Raw genomic sequence first — 21,231 nt, forward strand, 5'->3', positions numbered from 1 at the left:
GGCTTGCGTCCGCCCCGGCTTTGCCTGTCAGATGACGCCAAGGTGCAGCGGGGGAGGCTGCGGCACCGCACCGGGGCAACCCGGGGGGAGGATGACCATGGACAGCCCGTCAACCGCGCCGCAGGGCGCGGGCCTTTTGCCATCGCTGGCTGCGCTGCCGCCGCTGATGGTGACGGCGACCGTTGCGGCCCATGCCGCCGGGGCCGCCGCCGCGCTGCGCGAGGGGCTGGGCTGCGGGCCGTTCGCGCTGGTGATCCTGTTCATCTCGCCCGAGGCTGACATCACCTTGCTGGCCGCCCAGGCGGAAGCCGCCTTTGCTGGAACCCCGGTTATCGGCTGCACCACGGCAGGCGAAATATCCGACCGGGGCTATACCGAGGGCGAGATCGTGGCCGTTGGCCTTTCCGCGGCGCATTTCGCGGTTGATCCGCTGCTGATCCCCGATCTGGGCGATCTGAACCCCGAGGCGCTGATCGGCCGTCTGATCCGCGCGCGGGCCGGGCTGGGCCGCGAAAACCCCGGCTGGCTGCATGAATTCGCCTTTCTGATGGTCGATGGCCTGTCAATCCGCGAGGACGAGCTGACATCGGCGCTGGCCTCGGGCCTTGGCCCCGTGCCGCTGTTTGGTGGTTCGGCGGCCGATGGCACGCGGTTCCGCGAGACGTTCGTGCTGCACGCGGGCCGGGTGCTGCGCAATGCCGCCGTGCTGGCGCTGGTGCGCAGCGATTGCCGGGTCAAGGTGTTCAACCTTGATCACCTGATCCCCACCGACCGCCGCATGGTGGTGACAGAGGCCGATCCGAAACACCGCATCGTGCGCCGCATCAATGCCGAACCCGCGGCGCGGGAGTATGCCCGCCTTCTGGGCAAGGATCCGGCGCAACTGACCACCTTCACCTTTGCCGCGCATCCGGTGGTGGTGCGCATCGGCGGCAAGCACCATGTGCGCGCCATTCAGCAGGTCGCGGAAAACGGCGATCTGGTGTTTTTCTCGGCCATAGACGAGGGGCTGGTGCTGACCCTGGCCGAACCGCAGGATATGGTGGCGCATCTGGATGCCGAACTGACCGCACTGGCGCGCGGTGGTGCCCCGCAGGCGATACTGGCCTGCGACTGCATCCTGAGGCGGATGGAGGCGCAGGAAAAACAATCGCTTGGCGCGATCAGCCAGTTGTTGCGCCAGCACCGGGTTGTGGGTTTTTCCACCTATGGCGAGCAGTTGAACGGCATGCACGTGAACCAGACCATGACCGGGGTGGCGATCTATCCGCCCGATCCAAGCCCATGATAGACAGCCTGCTGAACCCCGCCGACCCGCCCGCCCGGCAGACCGAAAAGCTGCTGCAGATCGTGCAGGTGCTGATGCGGCGGGTGGAAAGCATCACCGATGACGGGGGCGCCGCCTATGCCCAGTTCCAGCGCGCCGCCATGCTGGAGGATCAGGTGCGCGAACGCACCGCCGATCTTGAACGCACGCTTGACCTTCTGAACCTTTCCAACGCCCGCCTTGCCGATGCCAACAAGGCGACCGAGGCCGCGCGGCAGAACCTGGCCAATGCGATTGAAACGGTGCAGGAAGGGTTCGCGCTGTTCGATGCCGATGATGTGCTGGTGCTGTGCAATTCGCGCTTTGGCATGCATATGGTTGATATCGTTGACCATCTGAGGCCCGGCCTGACATTTGATGCCTATATCACCCATGTCAGCCGGTCACGCTATCTGGCCCTGCCGGAGCGAGAGACACCCGAGGATTGGGCGGTGCGCCGCCGCCGCAGGCACCTTGACCGGCATGTGATCTTCAACGTCCGCATGATCTGGGACCGCTGGGTGCAGGTATCCGAACACCGCACGGCCGATGGCGGCACGGTGATCCTGCAGACCGATGTGACCGACATCATCCGCAGCGAGCGGCTGGAACGCGGCAAGATGCTGGACGATCAGGCCCGCATCATCCGCGCCACGCTGGACCATATCAACCAGGGTGTCTGCATCTTTGATGCCGATGCGCGGCTGGTGGGGTGGAATCAGCGGCTGGGCACCTTGCTGGCCATCCCTTTGGCGCGGTTCCGCATCGGTGCCAGTTTCGATTACCTGCTGGAGCGTTTCCAGCGCGAGATCAGCTTTGGCGAAGGCATGAGCGCGCCGCTGCTGGAAGCTTGGGTCAAGGCGCGGGCGGGGCGGGCGGCACTGAACTTTGAACTGCGGCGCGGCGATGACCTGATACTGGACGTGTTCGCGCAGGAAATGCCCGACCGGGGTTTCGTGATGAGTTTCACCGATGTGACCGCCGAGCGCGCGGCCATCGAGGCGCTGTCACGCGCCAATGAGACGCTGGAGGCGCGGGTGATGGAGCGCACGCTGGAACTGGAGGATGCGCTGGCCCATGCCGAGCGCGCCAATGCCAGCCGGTCGCGTTTCGTGGCCGCCGCCAGCCATGACTTGCTGCAACCCCTGTCGGCGGCGAAACTGTTCATCGCATCCATCGGGGATGAGGCGGTGGAGCCGCAGTCGCGCGAGGCGCTGGAAAAGGCGCAGAACGCGCTGGATTCGGTGGAGGGGATTCTGGCGGCGCTGCTGGACATCTCCAAACTGGAAAGCGGCAAGGCGGCGGTCAGCGTGGGCCCTGTGCGGCTGGACCGGCTGCTGGCGCAACTGCGCGATGAATTTGCGCCCCTGGCGGCGGCCAAGGGGCTGCGGCTGGTGGTGGTGCCCTGTTCGGCGGTGGTGGCATCCGACCCTGCCTATCTGCGCCGCATCCTGCAAAACCTGATCGGCAACGCCATCCGCTATACCACGCAGGGCCGTGTGCTGGTGGGTGCGCGGGCAAAAGCCGGCCTGTTGCGGCTGGAGGTCTGGGATACCGGGCCGGGCATTCCCGAGGCGGATCAGGAGAACATCTTCAAGGAATTTCACCGCCTGAACGCGCCCGCCTCGGCGTCAGAAGGCATGGGGCTGGGGCTGGCGATTGTCGAGCGCGCCTGCGGGTTGCTGGGCCATCCGCTGGGCCTGAGTTCGCAGGTGGGTCGCGGCACCTGTTTCATGCTGCAACTGCCGCGTGCCGATGGCGCCGGGCCGCCAATGGTGCCATCCGAATCCCGGCGCGGCGGTGACGAATCGCGCCGTGTGGCACAGGACAAGATCGCCTTTCTGGTGGAAAACGACAGCGACCTGCGCCGCGCCATGGGGCTGTTGCTGGAAAAATGGGGCATGAGCGTGCTGGATGCCGCATCCGGCGAAGAGGCTTTGGCCCTGATCGAGGAAATCGGCATATTGCCGGATTTCTTCCTTGTGGATCAACAGCTTGGTGCGGGCATGACCGGTGTGGACTTCATCATTGCGCTGCGTGCGCGGCACGGCGCTGTGCCTGCATCCATCGTCACGGCCAACCGGCGGGCCGAACTGGCCGCTTTGTGCGCCGCGTCACAGATCGGGCTGATCTACAAACCCGTCGATGCCCGCGCGCTGGAAGTGTTCCTGTCAGGGCTTTGACGCGCGCGCAGGCTGTGCGGCTTGTGATCCGGCCCACCGGGCGGGAGATTTTTTTGCCAGGCTGCATGCCGCGCCGGTGTTATGCTACCTTGGTGGCGGGGCGGCGGTTTTCGCACCAAGGTCGCATTGGCCGCAACGAACGGGGCGGATAGCAGGGACACAAGCCCCCGGGACCGATGGCAATACTACCAAGGTCACATAGCCGGGGCGGTGAACTGGCCCTAAAGTTTTCAAGGAAATGAGGCGCGCATGCAACTTACCGACCAACGCGACATTGCAGCCGATCCGGCGACCGTCTGGGCCGCCATTCTGGACCCGCAGGTTTTGATGGCCTGCATTCCGGGCTGCGAAAGCCTGACCGGATCGCCCGAGGACGGGTTCGAGGCGGTGGTGGTGCAAAAGGTCGGCCCGGTGAAGGCGCGGTTTACCGGTCTGGTCAAATTGTCCGACATGGTGGCGGGCGAAAGCCTGACAATCTCGGGCGAGGGCAAGGGCGGGCCTGCGGGCTTTGCCAAGGGCGGGGCGAAGGTGACGCTGACCGCGATCCCCCAGGGCACGCGGCTGGGCTATGACGTGCAGGCCAATGTGGGCGGCAAGTTGGCGCAGCTGGGCAGCCGGATCATCGACGGTTTCGCGAAAAAGATGGCCGATGATTTCTTTGCCCGGTTTCAGGAAACCGTGGAAGGCCCGGCAGCGGCGGATGACATGCCCGAAGACGCGGCCCCGGGCAATGATGCCGGGGGCGAAGCGGGCAATGGGCAGAAAAAAGGCTGGTTCAAGCGGCTGATCGGCTGAACCCGGAAGACTGGTGAGGGAGGATGACATGACGAAAGTGACGATGACCGTCAACGGCAAGACCGTATCGGCGATGACGGAAGGGCGCACGCTGCTTTCTTCCTATCTGCGCGAAGGGCTGGGTCTGACCGGCACGCATATCGGTTGCGACACGTCGCAATGCGGCGCCTGCACTGTGCATGTGGATGGGGTGGCGGTGAAATCCTGCTCGGTCTTCGCGCAGGATGTGGCGGGGGCCACGGTGACGACGATCGAGGGCATGGCGAATGCCGATGGGTCGCTGTCTGTGATCCAGCAGGCGTTCCAGGATCACCACGGGCTGCAATGCGGCTATTGCACGCCGGGCATGGTGATGGCCTCGGCGGCGCTGCTGGCGTCAAACCCCAGCCCGACCGAAGGCGAAGTGCGGCACTATCTGGAAGGCAACATCTGCCGTTGCACCGGCTACCACAACATCGTCAAGGCGGTGCTGGCAGCCTCGGGGCAGGATGTGGCCGCCGTCGCCGCTGAATAAATTCAGATATTTACGGTGCGTCTTTGACGTATCGCATCAAGGGAGGATGACATGCCCAAAGACGGTGGCATTGGCGCCAGCACCAAGCGGCGCGAGGATATCCGGTTCCTGACCGGCAAGGGACGCTACACCGACGACATCAACCTGCGCGGTCAGGCCTATGCGCATTTCGTGCGATCCGAGGTCGCACATGGCCGGATCAAGGGTATCGACTTTGCCGCGGCTGAGGCGATGGAAGGTGTGGTGAAAGTGTTCACCGCCGCCGATTTCGCCGGTGTGGGCGGCATTCCCTGCGGCTGGCAGATCACTGACAAGCACGGCAAGGTGATGCTGGAGCCCAAGCATCCGGTGCTGGCCGATGGCAAGGTGCGCCATGTGGGCGACCCGATCTGCGTGGTGGTGGCTGACACTTACGAACAGGCCCGCGACGCGGCGGAAATGATCGAGATCGACATCGAGGAACTGCCCGCCGTGCTGGACATGAAGGCGGCGATTGAACCGGGCGGCACGTTGGTGCATGAAGAAATCGGTTCAAACCTTTGCTTTGACTGGGGTTTTGTCGAAGAAAACAAGGCGGCGGTGGACGAGGCCTTTGCCAAGGCGGCCCATGTGACCACGCTGGAACTGGTGAACAACCGTCTGGTCGCCAACCCGATGGAGCCGCGCGTGGCGGTGGCCGATTTTGAAAGCCACTCCGACCAGTATACGCTTTATACCACCAGCCAGAACCCGCATGTCATTCGCCTGCTGATGGGCGCATTCGTGCTGGGCATACCGGAGCATAAATTGCGCGTGGTGGCCCCCGATGTGGGCGGCGGGTTCGGGTCGAAAATCTATCACTATGCGGAAGAGGCGTTCGTGACCTTTGCCGCCAAGGTGGTGAAACGCCCGGTGAAATGGACATCTTCGCGGTCCGAGGCGTTTTTGTCGGATGCGCAGGGCCGCGACCATGTGACCAAGATCGAACTGGCGCTGGATGCCGAGAACAACTTTACCGCCATCCGCACCGATACCTATGCCAACATGGGGGCTTATCTTTCCACCTTCGCGCCGGCCATTCCCACCTGGCTGCATGGCACACTGATGGCGGGCAACTACAAGACGCCGCTGATCTATGTGAATGTGAAGGCGGTGTTCACCAATACCATCCCGGTCGATGCCTATCGCGGCGCGGGCCGCCCCGAGGCGACGTTCCAGCTGGAGCGTCTGGTGGACAAGGCGGCGCGCGAGTTGGGGGTGGATCCGGTGGCGCTGCGGCGGCAGAATTTCATCACCGAATTCCCCTATCAGACGCCGGTGGCCGTGGTCTATGACACCGGCAATTACCATGCCACGATGGACAAGCTGCTGGAAATTTCCGACCACGCCGGGTTCGAGGCGCGGCGGATGGAAAGCGCCGCGCGCGGCAAGCTGCGCGGCTTCGGCATCGCGCATTACATCGAGGCTTGCGGCATCGCGCCGTCAAACCTGGTGGGCCAGTTGGGCGCGCGGGCGGGGCTTTACGAATCCGCCACCGTGCGGGTGAATGCGACCGGCAGCATCAGCGTCTATACCGGCAGCCACAGCCACGGGCAGGGGCATGAGACCTCTTTCGCGCAGGTCGTGGCCGAGATGATCGGTATCGACGCCGCCCAGATCGACATCGTGCATGGCGACACGTCGAACACGCCGATGGGCATGGGCACCTATGGCTCGCGTTCTCTGGCGGTGGGCGGGTCGGCCATCGTGAAGGCCACAAACAAGATCATCAACAAGGCCAAGAAGATCGCCTCGCATCTGCTGGAAGCCGCCGAGGGTGACATCGAGTTGAAGGACGGCAAGTTCACCGTCGCGGGCACCGACAAATCGGTGGATTGGGTGGGCGTGACGCTGGCGGCCTATGTTCCGCACAACTACCCGCTGGAAAGCCTGGAGCCGGGGCTGGAGGAGACGGCGTTTTACGACCCGTCGAACTTCACCTATCCCTCGGGTGCCTATGGCTGCGAGGTGGAGGTGGATGCCGACACCGGGCAGGTCACGGTGCTGGCCTTTTCGGCGGCGGATGACTTTGGCAATATCGTCAACCCGATGATTGTCGAAGGACAGGTGCAAGGCGGTCTGGCGCAGGGTATCGGCCAGGCGCTGATGGAAAACTGCGCCTATGACGAAAACGGCCAGTTGCTGAGCGGATCCTTCATGGATTACGCGATGCCGCGCGCCACCGACCTGCCGATGTTCAATGTCGATCATTCCTGCGTCACCCCCTGCACCCACAACCCCCTTGGGGTGAAGGGCTGCGGCGAGGCGGGGGCCATCGGCTCGCCCCCCGCCGTGGTGAATGCGGTGATCGACGCGCTGATCCGTGGCGGCCATGATGTGAAACATATCGACATGCCCCTGACGCCCTCGCGCGTCTGGGCGGCGATCAACGGCTGAGGAGGCGAGGATGCACAACTTTGACTTCGTGAAACCGGCCTCGGTCGCCGATGCGGTGGCGGCCCTGGCGGCAGAGGGCGCGCAGGCGCTGTCGGGCGGCATGACGCTGCTGCCCACGATGAAACAGCGGCTGGCGGCACCCGAGGTTCTGGTGTCGCTGACCGGGATTGCCGAACTGCGCGGCGTATCGGGGCGGGCCGGGGCATCCGTTACCATCGGCGGGGCGACAACCCACGCCACCGTGGCGGCAGAGGCCAAGGCGTTCTACCCCGCGCTGGCGGCGCTGGCGGGGCAGATCGGTGATCCGGCGGTGCGCAACCGGGGCACCATCGGCGGATCGCTGGCCAACAACGATCCCTCGGCCTGCTATCCTTCGGCGGCGCTGGCCTCGGGTGCCACCATCACCACCAACCAGCGTGACATCGCGGCGGAGGATTACTTTCAGGGCATGTTCGCCACCGCGCTGGGTGAGGGCGAGATCATCACCGCCGTCACCTTTCCGATCCCGGAAAAGGCGGCTTACATCAAGTTCGCGCAGCCTGCGTCACGTTTCGCGCTGGTGGGGGTTTTCGTGGCCAAATACGCCGATGGCGTGCGCGTGGCGGTGACGGGTGCGTCGAACGACGGCGTGTTCCGTTGGGCCGAGGGCGAGGCGGCGCTGTCGGGCAATTTCAACGGTTCGGCGCTTGAAGGGCTGAGCGTTCCGTCCGACGGCATGATCGCCGACCTGCACGGCACGGCGGCCTACCGCGCGCATCTGGTGAAGGTGCTGACCAAACGGGCCGTTGCCGCAGCCATGTGAACATCTGTTCAGGAACGAAAAAGGCCCCCGGCGGGGGCCTTTTTGCTGTCAGCCCAGCGAGGCCAGATAGAAGGCGCAACCGGTCAGGGCGGCAAAATCATCCTCGACCACGCGGATGGTGAAATCGCGGGTCAGCAGATCCACCCGCCGGTTTTCGCGGAACACTTCGGTCAGGCCAAAGCGCGGCAGATGCGGGGTCATCGCTCGCGACATGCCGCCGATCAGGTAGATCCCGCCATAGGGCAGGTGGATCAGCGCCAGGTCGGCCAATGTCTGCGCCAGAATCCGGGTGTAAAGCTGCGCCGCATGCACGCAGACCGGATCATTGGCCGTCAGCCCCGCCAGCACCTGATCGGAGTTCAGGCCGGGCGCGGCCCCCGCCTCAGCCGCCGCAAAGCTGTAAAGATTGGCCAGACCCCGGCCCGCCAGCACCTCTTCAACACCGGCATGAGGGGCGTCGCCACCCCGCGCCACCAGCGCCTCGATGAAGCGCATCAGGCGGAAATCCTCGTCGCTGCGCACCGGCATGTTCACATGGCCGCATTCCGACGGGGCCACCACGCGGCCCCGCGCGGTGTCATGCACGGGTGCGGCATTCACCCCGGTGCCCAGACCCACCACCAGCATCGGCGCGCCCGGCTTGTCCGGCCCGTCCATCAGCAGCCGCAGCTTTTCCGGTGCGATATGCCCCAGCGCATGCCCCTGCGCTTGCAGATCGTTCAGCAGCGCCACTGTGCCCGCCCCGGTGGCCGCCGACAGTTTGGGGCCATCCATCGTCCAGGCAAGGTTGGTCATCGCGGCTGACCCGTCCTGCACCGGGCCTGCCACCGCCACACAGACGCCATCCACCTTGGCCCCGGTGTCGCGCAGGTAGTCTGACAGGATATCCGCGATATCCTGCCCCCGGCCATGGTATTCACGGTTCGAGAACCGCCGCAGGCTGGCCTCGTCCACCCGGCCATCCTCGGCCAGCGCCACACGGGTGTTGGTGCCGCCAAGGTCGGCAACGATCGAAAGGGTCATGGCAGGCTCCCGTCTTTGGTGCGGAATGTTGGGTGCGGAATGTGGATCAGCACGCGGCTCGGGTTTTCGTTTCAGCGCGCCAGTGCGCGGGTCAGGTTTCTTTTCAGCGCGCCAAAGCGCGCGTCAGGTTTCTTTTTCAGCGCGCCAAGGCGCGCGTCAGGGCGTGATAGGACGCTTTCGGTGTGCGCTGCAAGGTATCGAAATCCACATGCACCATGCCAAAGCGTTTCTCGTATCCCAGCGACCATTCGTAGTTGTCCATCAGCGACCACAGGTAATAACCCTGCACCGGCACCCCTGCCGCAATGGCGCGGCGCACGGCGGCCAGATGGCCCTCGACATAGGCGATGCGGCCCTGATCATCCACCGCGCCATCCACCAGCACATCTGGGTTGGCCATGCCGTTTTCGGCCACGAACAGCGGCAGGCCCTTGGTGTATTCGGCGTGGGTGCGTTTGAGGAAAAACTCCAGCCCCTCGGGGTAAATCTCCCATCCCATCTGGGTTTTCGGCAGCGGGCCCTCGACCTCGCCATGGCTGGGCCAGGGGCCGTCGACCGGGCCGATCAGCTTGCGGGTGTAGTAGTTCAGCCCCACCCAATCGACCTTTGCGCCGATCACGCCGAAATCATCCTGCCAGCCGTTCGGCATGTGCGGGCCCAGCCCTTCCAGCACATTCGCCGGATATTCGCCCTTGAACATGCCGGACAGGAACCAGTGGTTGTAATAGCCATCATACAGCGCCGCCGCCTTGGCCGCCTCGGGGCTGTCATCGGCGGGGGCGGCATATTCGAAATTGCACACGGCACCGAGGTTTTTCATCCCCAGCCCCCGCATCACGCCAATGGCCGTGCCATGCGCCAAAAGCACATGGTGCATCGCCCGCGCGGTCGCCCGGATGTCGCGCAGGCCCGGCGCATGGTGGCCCAGGAAATGCGACAGCCAGGCCACGCACCACGGCTCGTTGATCGGGGCTGCCGACCAGACACGGTCGCCGATACGCTCCATCACCACCTGCGTGTAATCGCCGAACCAGCCCGCAATATCGCGGTTGCGCCAGCCGCCCGCGTCTTGCAGGGGCGAGGGCAGCTCCCAGTGATACAGCGTCGCCGCCGGTTTCAACTCGCGTTCCAGCAGCGCATCGACCAGCCGGTCATAATAATCCAGCCCCTCGGCATTCACCGCGCCGCGCCCTTCGGGGATCACCCGCGCCCAAGAGGTTGAAAAGCGATACACATCCAGATTGCCCGCCTTCAGCATGTCGAAATCAGCGGCATAGCGGTGGTAATGGTCGCAGGCCAACTGCCCGTGCTCGGCCCGCACCACATTGCCGGGGGTGGCCGCGAAATCATCCCATTGCGTGCGGCCCGCGCCGCCGAAACCATGGCCCTCGATCTGATAGCTGGAGGTGGCGGCCCCGAACAGGAAACCTTCGGGAAAATCGGCGCGGGTAAAGTTCATGTCATGGTCCGGTTTGGGGGTCAGCGTTTCGGCGCGGGGCCGGTTGACTGGCCGATGATAAGCTCCGCCTCCAGCAGCCGCTGCTGCGGGGCGCTGTCGGGGTTGGCGATGATGTCCAGCAGCATTTCCGCCGCCTGCCGCCCGGCATCGCGCACCGATGACCGCGTGGCGGTGTAGATCGGCACATCATCGCCGTTGCGCATGTAGGATAGTTCGTCGTCATGGATGATGATCGACACGTCGCGGCCGATTTTCAGCCCGCGGTCGTCAATCGCGCGCCGCACCCCCATGGCCGAGATCATCGAGGATACGACAAAGGCGGTGGGCGCATCGGCCATGGCCAGCATGCGGCTGGCGGCGCGAAAGCCGCTGGTTTCGGTCATCTCGTCCGAGGCCATCAGCGCGGGGTCGGGCAGGATGCCCCGCGTGGCCAGCGCATCCAGATACCCGGTGCGGCGGCGCACGGCAAAATCCATGAACTCCAGCCCGTTGACCAGACCGATGCGGGTATGGCCCAGATCCAGAAGGAATTCGGTGGCGCGCTGGAACGCGCGGCGGTTGTTCACGTCCAGCCAGGAATAGGGCAGGGTGGTGCCGGTCGCCCGGCCATGCACGACAAAGGGAAAGCCGATGTCATGCAGCAGCGGAATGCGCGGGTCTTGCAGGCGCGGCGCATGCACGATGATGCCATCCACCGTGCCGCGCGATTTCAACTCGCGGTAGCTGCGCTCCTCGTCCTCATCCGGCACAACCGACAGCACCATGTCATAGCCCGCACGGCTGTAGGCCTCGCCCGCACCGGCGATGAAATCGGCAAACACGGGGTTGACGATTTCATGCCGCGTCGCAATTGGAATGACATGCCCAACGGCCATGGCCCGCCCTGTCGCCAGCCGGATCGCCCGCGTGTTGGGGCGGTAATTGTGCCGTTTGGCCGCAGCCATCACGCGCTCGCGGGTCGCCTCATTGACCTCGGGATAGCCGTTCAGCGCACGGCTGACGGTCGTGGGCGACAGACCAAGCTTTTGGGCCAGTTCCTTGAGATTCATGGTCGGGCGGTCATGCGGGGGCGTGCCAAAACGGTTTCAATCGCCTTCATCAATAGTGCGCGTTTGCACCGGGGTCAAAGCCATTCCTGCCATTGACGCGCGCCAATTTTCTGTTTCTGCATGCGCAAAATAAGGGGAAAAGTTGGCCCACCGCCGCCGCAGAATTGACTTCACAGCATGGATCGGCAAAGGTTTGCCATCCAAAGCGGTTTGGAAATGATTCGTATCGCTTGGTGTTTTAACCGCGCAGCATGGCGCGTGTGATCGGGAGGATCGACATGAAATCCAGGTTTTTGGCAAGCGCGGCTGCGCTTGCTTTGTTGTCAGGCGCCGCGCAGGCGCAGGATCTGAAATTCGCACCGGGCGAGGATGCCCGCTTCAACTGGGCCAGCTTTGACGCGTTCAAGCAGGATCTGTCGGGCCAGAGCCTGGTCATCGACGGGCCGTGGGGCGGGCCGGACAAGGAACTGTTCGAAAGCGTGATCGCCTATTTCGAGGCGGCCACCGGGGCCAGCGTCGAGTATACCGGCGGCGAGGGCGTGGAACAGCGCATCAACATCGCCACGGGTGCAGGTTCGCCCCCCGATCTGGTGGTGCTGCCGCAGCCGGGTCTGGCGCGCGATCTGGCCTCCAAGGGCTATCTGGTTGATCTGGGCGCCGAAACAGCGACCTGGCTGAAAGACAACTACGCCGCCGGGCAATCCTGGGTTGATCTGTCGACCTACCCGGGCGCAGATGGCAACCCGGGCCTGTTCGGCTTTTTCTACAAGGTCGATGTGAAATCGCTGGTCTGGTATGTGCCGGAAAACTTCGAAGATGCGGGCTACGAGATTCCCGAGACGATGGAAGATCTCAAGGCGCTGACTGACCAGATCGTTGCCGATGGCGGCACGCCCTGGTGCATCGGTCTGGGTTCGGGCGGTGCTACGGGCTGGCCCGCGACCGACTGGGTCGAAGACATGATGCTGCGCACCACCACGCCGGAAAACTATGACAAATGGGTGTCGAACGAGCTGAAGTTCGACGACCCCATCGTTGTGGCCGCCATCGAGGAATTCGGCGCTTTCGCCAAGGTGGATGAATACGTGGCCGGTGGTGCCGGTGCCGTGGCCTCGACCGACTTCCGCGACAGCCCCAAGGGCCTGTTCTCGTCGCCGCCCCAGTGCTACATGCACCGTCAGGCGTCGTTCATCCCGTCGTTCTTCCCCGAAGGCACCGTGATCGGCGAGGATGCCGATTTTTTCTACCTTCCCGCCTATGCCGACAAGGATCTGGGCCAGCCGGTTCTGGGCGCAGGCACGCTGTTTGCGATGACCAAGGACAGCCCGGCAGCGCGCGCCTTTGTCGAATTCCTGAAGACCCCGATCGCGCATGAAGTCTGGATGGCGCAGACCGGCTTCCTGACGCCCTACAAGGGCGTGAATGCCGAAGCCTACGGCGACCCGACGCTGAAGAAGCTGGGCGACATCCTGCTGAACGCCACCACCTTCCGCTTTGACGGCTCTGACCTGATGCCGGGTGCCGTGGGTGCGGGCGTGTTCTGGACCGGCATGGTTGACTACACCGGTGGCAAAGCCGCCGCCGAAGTGGCCACGCAGATCCAGTCCACCTGGGATACGCTGAAGTAACCTTGCGACAATACCGGCCTGTCCGCAGACGCGGGCAGGCCATCCCTGCGAAAGCGCGGGGCCCTGCGGGGGAGCGGGGCGTTACAAAAGGGGGGGCTTCGGGTGGAACAATTGTTCATGGCAACCGCCACCATCGTGATCGGTGTGGCCGGGTGCGTCTTTTACTTCTTCATGTCCAACATCGTGCTGGACAGCATCTTTCCGCCGCGCGGGGCCAATGCCGGGCGCAACATCCTGCGCGCCGGGCTGATCCGGCCCTGGCTGTTCCTGATGCCCGCCATCATCCTTTTGACTGTCTATCTGGTCTATCCGGTCTTCGTGTCGGTCTGGCTGTCGTTCCATGATTCCAACGGGCAGAATTTCGTCGGGGCCGACAATTACCTCTGGCTGGTGAATGACCCCAAGTTCCGGGAATCCTTGTGGAACAACTTCATGTGGCTGCTGGTCGTGCCCGCCGGTTCCACCTTCTTTGGCCTGATCGCGGCGGCGTTGACCGACCGTATCCGCTGGGGCAATTTCGCCAAGGCGATGATCTTCATGCCGATGGCGATCTCTTTCGTGGGTGCCTCGGTCATCTGGAAATTTATCTACGACTATCGCGGTGACGGGCAGGCCGAGGTGGGCATGCTGAACGCCATCGTCGTGGCCCTGGGGGGAGAGCCGCAGACCTGGCTGTCACAAATCCCCACCAACTCGTTCCTGCTGATGGTGGTGCTGATCTGGATCCAGACAGGTTTTGCCATGGTGATCCTGTCGGCGGCCCTGCGCGGCATCCCCGAGGAAACCATCGAGGCCGCCATTCTGGACGGCGCGTCACCCCTGCAAATCTTCACCAAGATCAAGGTGCCGCAGATCTGGGGCACCATCGCCGTGGTCTGGACCACGATCACCATCACCGTGCTGAAGGTGTTCGACATCGTGCTGGCGATGACCAACGGCCAATGGGGCACGCAGGTGCTGGCCAACCTGATGTTCGACTGGATGTTCCGCGGCAATGATACCGGGCGGGCTTCGGCCATCGCCATCGTCATCATGCTGACGGTGACGCCGATCATGATCTGGAACATCCGCAACGCGCGGAAGGAAATGCGCTGATGGACAATATCGCAGGCACCAAAAGCAGCCTCGTCTGGACCGTGAACCTGTCGGTCGTGGCGCTGGTTCTGTTGTGGACGATCCCCACCTTCGGCCTTCTGGTCTCGTCGTTCCGTGACCGTGACCAGATCACCACCTCGGGGTGGTGGCAGTCGCTGTTCCCGTCGGAACAGAACATCGTCTACCGCATCGGTGACGCCGACACCCAGCGCCCCGAGGGCGCGGGTTTCGTGATCGACGGCAATGTGTTTGGCGACGGCACGGGCGAGGTGAACGCCTTCGGCATCACCTCGCGCGAGCCCACCGCCTTTGCCCCGGGCGATGTGGCCGACATGGGCGATGGCGTGACCGCCACCGTGCAAGAAGATGGCACCTATGCCGTTACCTCGCCCGTGGCGTTCGAGGGGCGCAGCCCGCGGCTGTTCATCACATCTGTCACCCCGCCACGCTTCACGCTGGAAAACTATGACCGCGTGCTGTTTGCCGAAGGGCTGGGGCGTGCGTTCCTGAACACCATGACCGTGACCATTCCCGCGACGGTGATCCCCATCCTGATCGCGGCCTTTGCCGCCTATGCCCTGGCGTGGATGGAGTTTCCGGGCCGTGCGCTGCTGATTGCCGGTGTGGTGGGGCTGCTGGTGGTGCCCTTGCAACTGTCGCTGATCCCGCTGCTGAAACTGCACAACACGCTGGGCATCGCGGGCGAGTATCTGGGCGTCTGGCTGGCGCATTCCGGGTTCGGCCTGCCACTGGCCATCTACCTGTTGCGCAACTACATGGTCGGCCTGCCGCGCGAGATCATTGAGTCCGCACGGGTGGACGGGGCGACCGATTTCCAGATCTTCATCAAGATCATCCTGCCGCTGTCCTTCCCCGCGCTGGCCAGCTTTGCCATCTTCCAGTTCCTGTGGACATGGAACGACCTGCTGGTGGCCATCGTGTTCCTGGGCAATTCCGAGGATACGCTGGTGATGACCGGGGTCATGAAGGAACTCTTGGGGTCGCGCGGCGGTGATTGGGAAATCCTGGCAGCCTCGGCTTTCGTGTCGATCTTCGTGCCGCTGGTAGTGTTCTTTGCCATGCAGAAATACCTGGTGCGCGGCCTCTTGGCCGGCTCGGTGAAGTGACGGAAAGAATGAACGTGATGCAGACCCAAACCGCCACCACACTGGCGAAAGACCCTGACTGGTGGCGCGGTGCGGTGATCTATCAGATCTACCCCCGCAGCTATCAGGACAGCAACGGTGACGGTGTGGGCGACCTTGCCGGCATTGTCGAACGGCTGCCGCATATCGCGGGGCTGGGGGCCGATGCGATCTGGATCAGCCCGTTCTTCACCTCGCCGATGAAGGATTTCGGCTATGACGTGTCGGATTACTGCGATGTCGATCCGATGTTCGGCACGCTGGCCGATTTTGACGCGGTGGTGGCGCGGGCGCATGGGCTGGGCCTGCGGGTGATGATCGACCTGGTGCTGTCCCATACATCCGACCAGCATCCGTGGTTCAAGGAAAGCCGGGCCAACCGCACCAACCCCAAGGCCGATTGGTTCGTTTGGGCCGACCCAAAGGGCGACGGCACGCCGCCGAACAACTGGCTGTCGATCTTTGGCGGATCGGCCTGGCAATGGGACGGGCGGCGTGAGCAATATTACCTGCACAACTTCCTGACATCGCAGCCCGACCTGAACTTCCATTGCGACGCCGTGCAGGAGGCGCTGCTGGATGCCGTGCGCTTCTGGCTGGAGCGCGGGGTGGACGGGTTCCGGCTGGATACGATCAATTTCTACATTGCTGACAAATACTTGCGCGACAATCCTCCGCTGCCGAAGGAATTGCGCAACGACTCTATCGCGCCGGGGGTGAATCCCTATAACCACCAGCTGCACATCTTTGACAAGAACCAGCCGGAAAACCTTGAATTCCTGAAGAAATTCCGTGCGATCTGCAACCCCTACGGCGCGGCCGCGGTGGGCGAGGTGGGCGATGCCCAGCGTGGGCTGGAAATCATGGCCGAATACACCTCGGGCGGTGACAAGGTGCAGATGTGCTATCCGTTCGAGATGCTGCAACCCAAGCGGCTGACGGCGGCGCTGCTGGCGGATACATTCGCGCGCATGGCCAAAGCGGCCCCCGATGCCTGGCCCTGCTGGGCCTATTCCAACCACGACACGGTGCGCCACATCACGCGCTGGGGTCTTTCTGACGCCGCAGCAAGGGCTTATACGACAATGCTCGTGTGCCTGCGCGGCTCGCTGTGCCTGTATCAGGGCGAGGAATTGGGCCTGCCCGAGGCGGACATCGCGTTTGAAGATCTGCAAGACCCCTATGGCATCGAATTCTGGCCAGAGTTCAAGGGCCGCGATGGCTGCCGCACGCCGATGGTCTGGCAGACCGACAATGCAAGTGGCGGATTTTCCACGGCAAAACCCTGGCTGCCGGTGACGGCGGCGCATCTGGGTCTGTCGGTGGCGGCGCAGGACGGCGATGCTTCCTCGATGCTGGCGCATTACCGCGCCGCGCTGGCGTTCCGCCGGGCGCATGCCACGCTGCGTTACGGCTCGATGGAGGGCATCGCTGCGACGGGCGATCTGGCGCAGTTCCTGCGCGTGGGTGACGAGACGATTTTCTGTGCCTTCAACCTTGGCGATGCCGAGGCCGAGGTGGTTCTGCCCGGGGGGAGTTGGGCAGCTTTGGGCACCGATCTGGGCAGCCAGCCCGTCGGTGCGGGGACGATAACGCTGGGGCCGTGGCAGGTCTGCCTGGCGAAAAAGATCTGAGGGAGGGGAGACCCATGGCCGATCTGAAACTGACGAATGTGGAAAAGGCCTATGGCGAGGTCAAGGTGTTGAAAAACATCAACCTCGACATCAAACAGGGTGAGCTGATCGTGTTTGTCGGCCCCTCGGGCTGCGGAAAATCGACGCTGCTGCGGATGATCGCGGGGCTGGAGCGGATCACCGGCGGCACGCTGGAAATTGACAAGCGCGTGGTCAACGACGTGCCGCCCGCACAGCGCGGCATTGCCATGGTGTTCCAAAGCTATGCGCTTTACCCGCACATGACGGTGCGGCAGAACATGGAATTCGCGCTGAAAATCGCCAAGAAATCGGCGGCCGAAATTTCGGCCGGGGTCGAGAAGGCGGCGAAAATCCTGCAACTGACGCCGTATCTGGACCGTCTGCCGAAAGCGCTGTCGGGTGGCCAGCGGCAGCGGGTGGCCATCGGGCGGGCCATCGTGCGCGACCCCAAGGTCTATCTGTTCGACGAACCGCTGTCGAACCTTGATGCGGCGCTGCGGGTGGCGACCCGGCTGGAGATTGCCCAGCTGAAGGAAAAGATGCCCGACAGCACGATGATCTATGTGACCCATGACCAGGTAGAGGCGATGACGCTGGCCAGCCGCATCGTGGTGCTGGCCGGTGGCGGCATCAGCCAGGTCGGCACCCCGATGGAGCTTTATGAACGCCCGCAGAACGAATTCGTGGCGCAGTTCATCGGCAGCCCGGCGATGAACCTGATGCCCGGCGAAATCGTGGAAACCGGCGCCGAGACGGTGGTGAAACTGGCCAATGGCGGCATGGCGCGGGCTGCGATCCCAACGCAGGTGTCGGATCTGGGCATGAAGGTGAACCTGGGCGTGCGGCCCGAGGATATGCTGGAAACCACCGGCGACGCGGTTTTCACCGGCAAGGTGGAGATCACCGAGGCGCTGGGGGAGGTGACGTTGCTTTATTTCGCGCGGGTCGGGGATCAGGCGCAGGTGGTGGCGAAACTGCCCGGCATCCATGGCGACCTGCGGCACCGCGAAGTGCGGCTGGCGGCAGACCCGAAGAAGATCCACCTGTTCCATCAGGGCAAGTCGCTGCTTTACCGTTGAGAGAGGCGGCGCGCGGGACGCGGCCTTGACAGCCCGCAACCACAGGCGTCTAGCTTTGCACAGGATGGCGTGCGGCGGGCAACAACTGCCCCCGCGCTCCGGTGCGCCCCTGCCGTTGCGGCTCGCTGGCCGCAAACGGTTGAACCGGAAGGGAAAAAGACCATGGCCAAAGGGCAGATGCGGTCGAACAAGGAAGTGAAGAAGCCGAAGAAGGACAAGTCGAAACCGGCGGTCGTGGCGGTGGCCAGTTCCACCACACGGATCACCGGGTCATTGGACAAGGCCAAGGGGAAGGACTGAAAGGGCGGCTGCGCCATGTTTCGGGCCTTGCGGCCTTGGCGCGCGCCGGGGGTTTCACACCCCCGGACCCCCGTGGGATACTTGAAGGCAGAAAATAGATTTTTCTTGTGAAAACAAGTCGTCAGGCGATTTTCTTTGCGTGAAAGATGAAGCCCAGCAGGTTCAGCAGCACCTGGGCCGCCAGAATGGCCGTGCTGCCGGAATGGTCGTAATCGGGGGCAACCTCGACCAGATCAATGCCCACCACCGCATGCGCCTTTGCCGCGGCCTGCAAGATCTCCAGCACCTCGTAATACAGAAAACCGCCGTGCGACGGCGTGCCGGTGCCCGGAGCGATCGAGGGGCAGAAGCCGTCGATGTCGATGGTGATGTAAAGCCGCGCGCCTGCCGGGATGCGTGCCAGAACCCCGGCCACCCCCAGCGCCCGCACCTGCCGCACCGACAGGATATCGGCCCCCATGGCGCGGGCGGCGTCGTAACCCTCTTTCGTGGTGGAGCTGACGTTGCGGATGCCCAGTTGCGTCAGGCCGGTCACATGATCCTGTTCCGCCGCGCGGCGCATCGGGTTGCCGTGGCCGTGGCGCACGCCGTGGCGCACATCGACGAAATCCAGATGCGCGTCGATTTGCAGGATATGGATCGGCCCGCGTCCGGCAAAGGCGCGGATGCAGGGGATGTTCACCGAATGGTCGCCACCGATGACCACGGGCAGGGCGCCCGCATTCAGCATCGCGCGCACGCCGGTTTCGATATTGGCATGGCTGGACTCGGTATCGGTATGCACGATGTCGGCATCGCCGATATCCACCATCGTGACCTCGGGGCCCAGATAGATTGCGTCATCCTCATGATCGTAAGCCCCGGCATGGCCGAAGCTGAAAAGGGTTGACGCATCGCGCACCGCCCTTGGGCCAAAACGCGCCCCGGCGCGGAACTGGGTGCCGAAATCGAAGGGCGCGCCCATCACCGCCACATCGGCCCGTATCGCGGACCAGTCGGCGACATAAGGCCGCTTGCCAAAGGTTGAAATGCCGACGAAGGGCAGGTTCAGCCGCCCGGTGTCATAGGAATGTCCGCTCATGTCATGCCCCCGTTTTTCCGCAGCCTGATGCGGGCGCGGGGGCTTGGCAAGGGCAGGCATGCAGGGCAGGCTGCGGCAAAACGGAGGATGCGATGCCGGTTCAGGTGACGGATGACATGGTGGCCGCCTATCAGCGCGACGGGGCGGTGCTGATCAAGGGGCTGTGGGCCGATTGGGTGGAGGTGATCCGCGCAGGCATCGCGCACAACATGGCCGAACCCGGGCCACATGCGGCGGAAAACCTGAAACCGGGCGAGGGCGGGCGGTTTTTCGACGATTACTGCAACTGGGAGCGGATTCCCGAATTTGGCCAGGTGATCCGCGAAAGTGGCGTGGCCGAGGTGGCGGCGCGGCTGATGGGGTCTGACCGGGTGCAGATGTTCCACGATCATGTGCTGGTGAAGGAGCCTGGCACGGCCAAGCCGACACCCTGGCATCAGGACGGGCCATATTACTTTGTGGACGGGGTGCAGAACGTCAGCTTCTGGTCGCCGGTCGATCCGGTGCGCGAGGCCAGCCTGCGCTGTGTGGCGGGGTCGCACCGCTGGCCGAAGGAAGTGTTGCCGAAACGCTGGCTGTCGGACACGTCGTTTTACCCCGACCCTGACCTGTATATGCCGGTGCCAGACCCCGATGCCGAAGGCATGCCGGTGCTGGAATGGGCGATGGAGCCGGGCGACGCCGTGGCCTTCCACTACCGCACCCTGCATGGCGCGCGGGGCAATGAGGCGGCCATCCGGCGGCGTGCGTTCTCGCTGCGGCTGCTGGGCGATGACGCGCGCTATGTCGAGCGCCCGGGCCGCACCTCGCCGCCCTATCCGGGGCATGGCATGGTGGCGGGGCAGCGGCTGCGCGAGGACTGGTTTCCACTGCTGCGCTAGCGGCGGTCAGATCAGCGCCACCCAGGCGCGGGCGATGGCCAGGCCAGCAGCATCGGCGCGCGGCCCGTGGCGGTCTGCCAGCAGCGGATGCGCGCTGGTCCAGCCCGGTTGCATCGCTTCTGTTGCCTGAGGAAAATCGCGGGTCCAGTGGGCCACCACGGCGCGGTCAGCCTCGAAATGGAACTGCGTGCCGTAGGTTTTCGCACCGATGCGGAAGGCCTGATTGGCCGCCAGCGCCGTGCCCGCCAGCCGCACGGCGCCGGGCGGCAGGGTGAAATGGTCGGAATGCCATTGAAACGCCGTGACAACGGGCCCCGCCGCCGCCAGAACCGGGTCGGCACGCCCGGCATCGGTCAGGGGAACATCCGTCCAGCCGAATTCGCGCGCCGTGCCGATCTGGTTTTCCGCGCCAAAGGCCCGCGCCAACAGTTGCGCACCAAGGCAGATGCCCAGCACCGGGCGGCCTGCCTCGGTCATCTGCCGCATCAGGGCCGCCAGCCCCGGAAGGTAGGGGTGGCGCGCATCATCCCGCGCGTTCTGCTCGCCGCCAAAGACCACCAGCGCATCGGCATCGGCGGGCAGGGCCTCGCCCGCCCAGGGGCGGTGCAGCACCACCTCGGCCCCCGCCTCGCGCAGCGCCTGGCCCACAAGGCCCTGCGCGGTCTGCGCCATGTTTTCCACCAATGCAACGCGCATGTCCCACCTCTGCCAGCCCCTGCGCCAGCAGAACCACGCCGCGCCGCGCAGCGCAATATGCCGGGTAAAACTTGGGGAACAGCCCTTGCCTTCACCGGCGAAGGGTGAAACAGGGAACCGTCAAA

18 protein-coding genes are annotated in these 21,231 nt (G+C 64.2%); 13 read left to right on the plus strand and 5 right to left on the minus strand.

The annotated features are described in order from the left end of the window. The first annotated feature begins 166 nt into the window (after positions 1–166). The 6 genes from GEU84_RS01460 to GEU84_RS01485 all read left to right on the plus strand — a co-directional run bounded on the left by GEU84_RS01460 (position 167) and on the right by GEU84_RS01485 (position 8,015). Positions 167–1,288: an FIST N-terminal domain-containing protein gene (locus tag GEU84_RS01460; protein WP_152824078.1), complete on the plus strand. Its 1,122-nt coding sequence runs from the start codon at positions 167–169 to the stop codon at positions 1,286–1,288. After that, a complete protein-coding gene (locus tag GEU84_RS01465; RefSeq protein ID WP_152823724.1) occupies positions 1,285–3,489 on the plus strand; it encodes a hybrid sensor histidine kinase/response regulator in 2,205 nt (734 codons plus the stop codon). Before GEU84_RS01460 ends, GEU84_RS01465 begins: the two co-directional genes overlap by 4 nt. Before the next feature lie 249 nt (positions 3,490–3,738). After that, positions 3,739–4,284, plus strand: a complete 546-nt coding sequence (locus tag GEU84_RS01470; protein WP_152823725.1) for an SRPBCC family protein — start codon at positions 3,739–3,741, stop codon at positions 4,282–4,284. A 28-nt stretch (positions 4,285–4,312) separates the two neighbouring features. Then, a complete protein-coding gene (locus GEU84_RS01475) occupies positions 4,313–4,798 on the plus strand; it encodes a (2Fe-2S)-binding protein (protein ID WP_152823726.1) in 486 nt (161 codons plus the stop codon). Between the two features lie 51 nt (positions 4,799–4,849). Further along, positions 4,850–7,213 (plus strand): xanthine dehydrogenase family protein molybdopterin-binding subunit, encoded by a 2,364-nt coding sequence (locus GEU84_RS01480; protein ID WP_152823727.1) that lies wholly within the window; start codon positions 4,850–4,852, stop codon positions 7,211–7,213. Between the two features lie 10 nt (positions 7,214–7,223). After that, positions 7,224–8,015, plus strand: a complete 792-nt coding sequence (locus GEU84_RS01485; protein WP_152823728.1) for an FAD binding domain-containing protein — start codon at positions 7,224–7,226, stop codon at positions 8,013–8,015. Between the two features lie 48 nt (positions 8,016–8,063). On the opposite strand, the gene GEU84_RS01490 is transcribed toward GEU84_RS01485, so the two are convergent. From GEU84_RS01490 to GEU84_RS01500, 3 genes are all read right to left on the minus strand, one after another. Further along, on the minus strand, positions 8,064–9,038 hold the full coding sequence (locus tag GEU84_RS01490; protein ID WP_152823729.1) for a glucokinase: 975 nt from the start codon (positions 9,036–9,038) through the stop codon (positions 8,064–8,066). Between the two features lie 136 nt (positions 9,039–9,174). Next, entirely contained in the window at positions 9,175–10,497 is a 1,323-nt protein-coding gene (locus tag GEU84_RS01495) for a GH1 family beta-glucosidase (protein ID WP_152823730.1), read from the minus strand. 20 nt (positions 10,498–10,517) lie between these two features. Next, positions 10,518–11,546, minus strand: a complete 1,029-nt coding sequence (locus tag GEU84_RS01500) for a substrate-binding domain-containing protein (RefSeq protein ID WP_152823731.1) — start codon at positions 11,544–11,546, stop codon at positions 10,518–10,520. Positions 11,547–11,824: 278 nt separating this feature from the next. On the opposite strand from GEU84_RS01500, the gene GEU84_RS01505 reads away from it, so the two are divergent. The 6 genes from GEU84_RS01505 (at position 11,825) to GEU84_RS01530 (ending at position 18,448) form a co-directional block, all read left to right on the plus strand. Continuing rightward, positions 11,825–13,174 (plus strand): ABC transporter substrate-binding protein, encoded by a 1,350-nt coding sequence (locus GEU84_RS01505; protein ID WP_152823732.1) that lies wholly within the window; start codon positions 11,825–11,827, stop codon positions 13,172–13,174. 102 nt (positions 13,175–13,276) lie between these two features. Beyond that, positions 13,277–14,269: an ABC transporter permease subunit gene (locus GEU84_RS01510; protein WP_174539255.1), complete on the plus strand. Its 993-nt coding sequence runs from the start codon at positions 13,277–13,279 to the stop codon at positions 14,267–14,269. Next, positions 14,269–15,396, plus strand: coding sequence for a carbohydrate ABC transporter permease (locus tag GEU84_RS01515; protein WP_152823734.1), 1,128 nt, complete (start codon positions 14,269–14,271; stop codon positions 15,394–15,396). Before GEU84_RS01510 ends, GEU84_RS01515 begins: the two co-directional genes overlap by 1 nt. An 8-nt stretch (positions 15,397–15,404) precedes the next feature. Further along, on the plus strand, positions 15,405–17,048 hold the full coding sequence (locus GEU84_RS01520) for an alpha-amylase family glycosyl hydrolase (RefSeq protein ID WP_420899257.1): 1,644 nt from the start codon (positions 15,405–15,407) through the stop codon (positions 17,046–17,048). 14 nt (positions 17,049–17,062) lie between these two features. After that, positions 17,063–18,148: an ABC transporter ATP-binding protein gene (locus GEU84_RS01525; protein WP_152823736.1), complete on the plus strand. Its 1,086-nt coding sequence runs from the start codon at positions 17,063–17,065 to the stop codon at positions 18,146–18,148. Positions 18,149–18,310: 162 nt separating this feature from the next. Next, positions 18,311–18,448 carry a hypothetical protein gene (locus GEU84_RS01530; RefSeq protein WP_174539256.1) on the plus strand — a complete coding sequence of 46 codons (138 nt, stop codon included), beginning with the start codon at positions 18,311–18,313 and terminating at the stop codon, positions 18,446–18,448. A 121-nt stretch (positions 18,449–18,569) separates the two neighbouring features. On the opposite strand, the gene speB is transcribed toward GEU84_RS01530, so the two are convergent. Further along, entirely contained in the window at positions 18,570–19,529 is a 960-nt protein-coding gene (gene speB, locus GEU84_RS01535; protein ID WP_152823737.1) for an agmatinase, read from the minus strand. 92 nt (positions 19,530–19,621) lie between these two features. Here speB and GEU84_RS01540 point away from each other — a divergent pair, with 92 nt between their 5' ends. Beyond that, positions 19,622–20,410, plus strand: a complete 789-nt coding sequence (locus tag GEU84_RS01540) for a phytanoyl-CoA dioxygenase family protein (protein WP_152823738.1) — start codon at positions 19,622–19,624, stop codon at positions 20,408–20,410. Positions 20,411–20,416: 6 nt separating this feature from the next. On the opposite strand, the gene GEU84_RS01545 is transcribed toward GEU84_RS01540, so the two are convergent. Then, complete coding sequence (locus tag GEU84_RS01545; RefSeq protein ID WP_152823739.1) at positions 20,417–21,106, minus strand: type 1 glutamine amidotransferase; 690 nt, start codon at positions 21,104–21,106, stop codon at positions 20,417–20,419. Between the last annotated feature and the right edge of the window lie 125 nt (positions 21,107–21,231).

The organism is Fertoeibacter niger (assembly GCF_009380135.2).
Taxonomy (GTDB): domain Bacteria; phylum Pseudomonadota; class Alphaproteobacteria; order Rhodobacterales; family Rhodobacteraceae; genus Fertoeibacter; species Fertoeibacter niger.

What these genes read in the sequence shown, in the direction of transcription:
- GEU84_RS01525 (WP_152823736.1), top strand. Translation starts at nt 17,063, where the DNA reads ATGGCCGATCTGAAACTGACGAATGTGGAAAAGGCCTATGGCGAGGTC.
- GEU84_RS01495 (WP_152823730.1), bottom strand. Translation starts at nt 10,497, where the DNA reads ATGAACTTTACCCGCGCCGATTTTCCCGAAGGTTTCCTGTTCGGGGCC.
- GEU84_RS01545 (WP_152823739.1), bottom strand. Translation starts at nt 21,106, where the DNA reads ATGCGCGTTGCATTGGTGGAAAACATGGCGCAGACCGCGCAGGGCCTT.
- GEU84_RS01520 (WP_420899257.1), top strand. Translation starts at nt 15,405, where the DNA reads ATGAACGTGATGCAGACCCAAACCGCCACCACACTGGCGAAAGACCCT.
- GEU84_RS01515 (WP_152823734.1), top strand. Translation starts at nt 14,269, where the DNA reads ATGGACAATATCGCAGGCACCAAAAGCAGCCTCGTCTGGACCGTGAAC.
- GEU84_RS01485 (WP_152823728.1), top strand. Translation starts at nt 7,224, where the DNA reads ATGCACAACTTTGACTTCGTGAAACCGGCCTCGGTCGCCGATGCGGTG.
- speB (WP_152823737.1), bottom strand. Translation starts at nt 19,529, where the DNA reads ATGAGCGGACATTCCTATGACACCGGGCGGCTGAACCTGCCCTTCGTC.
- GEU84_RS01540 (WP_152823738.1), top strand. Translation starts at nt 19,622, where the DNA reads ATGCCGGTTCAGGTGACGGATGACATGGTGGCCGCCTATCAGCGCGAC.
- GEU84_RS01490 (WP_152823729.1), bottom strand. Translation starts at nt 9,038, where the DNA reads ATGACCCTTTCGATCGTTGCCGACCTTGGCGGCACCAACACCCGTGTG.
- GEU84_RS01465 (WP_152823724.1), top strand. Translation starts at nt 1,285, where the DNA reads ATGATAGACAGCCTGCTGAACCCCGCCGACCCGCCCGCCCGGCAGACC.
- GEU84_RS01480 (WP_152823727.1), top strand. Translation starts at nt 4,850, where the DNA reads ATGCCCAAAGACGGTGGCATTGGCGCCAGCACCAAGCGGCGCGAGGAT.
- GEU84_RS01500 (WP_152823731.1), bottom strand. Translation starts at nt 11,546, where the DNA reads ATGAATCTCAAGGAACTGGCCCAAAAGCTTGGTCTGTCGCCCACGACC.
- GEU84_RS01470 (WP_152823725.1), top strand. Translation starts at nt 3,739, where the DNA reads ATGCAACTTACCGACCAACGCGACATTGCAGCCGATCCGGCGACCGTC.
- GEU84_RS01460 (WP_152824078.1), top strand. Translation starts at nt 167, where the DNA reads ATGGTGACGGCGACCGTTGCGGCCCATGCCGCCGGGGCCGCCGCCGCG.
- GEU84_RS01530 (WP_174539256.1), top strand. Translation starts at nt 18,311, where the DNA reads ATGGCCAAAGGGCAGATGCGGTCGAACAAGGAAGTGAAGAAGCCGAAG.
- GEU84_RS01475 (WP_152823726.1), top strand. Translation starts at nt 4,313, where the DNA reads ATGACGAAAGTGACGATGACCGTCAACGGCAAGACCGTATCGGCGATG.
- GEU84_RS01505 (WP_152823732.1), top strand. Translation starts at nt 11,825, where the DNA reads ATGAAATCCAGGTTTTTGGCAAGCGCGGCTGCGCTTGCTTTGTTGTCA.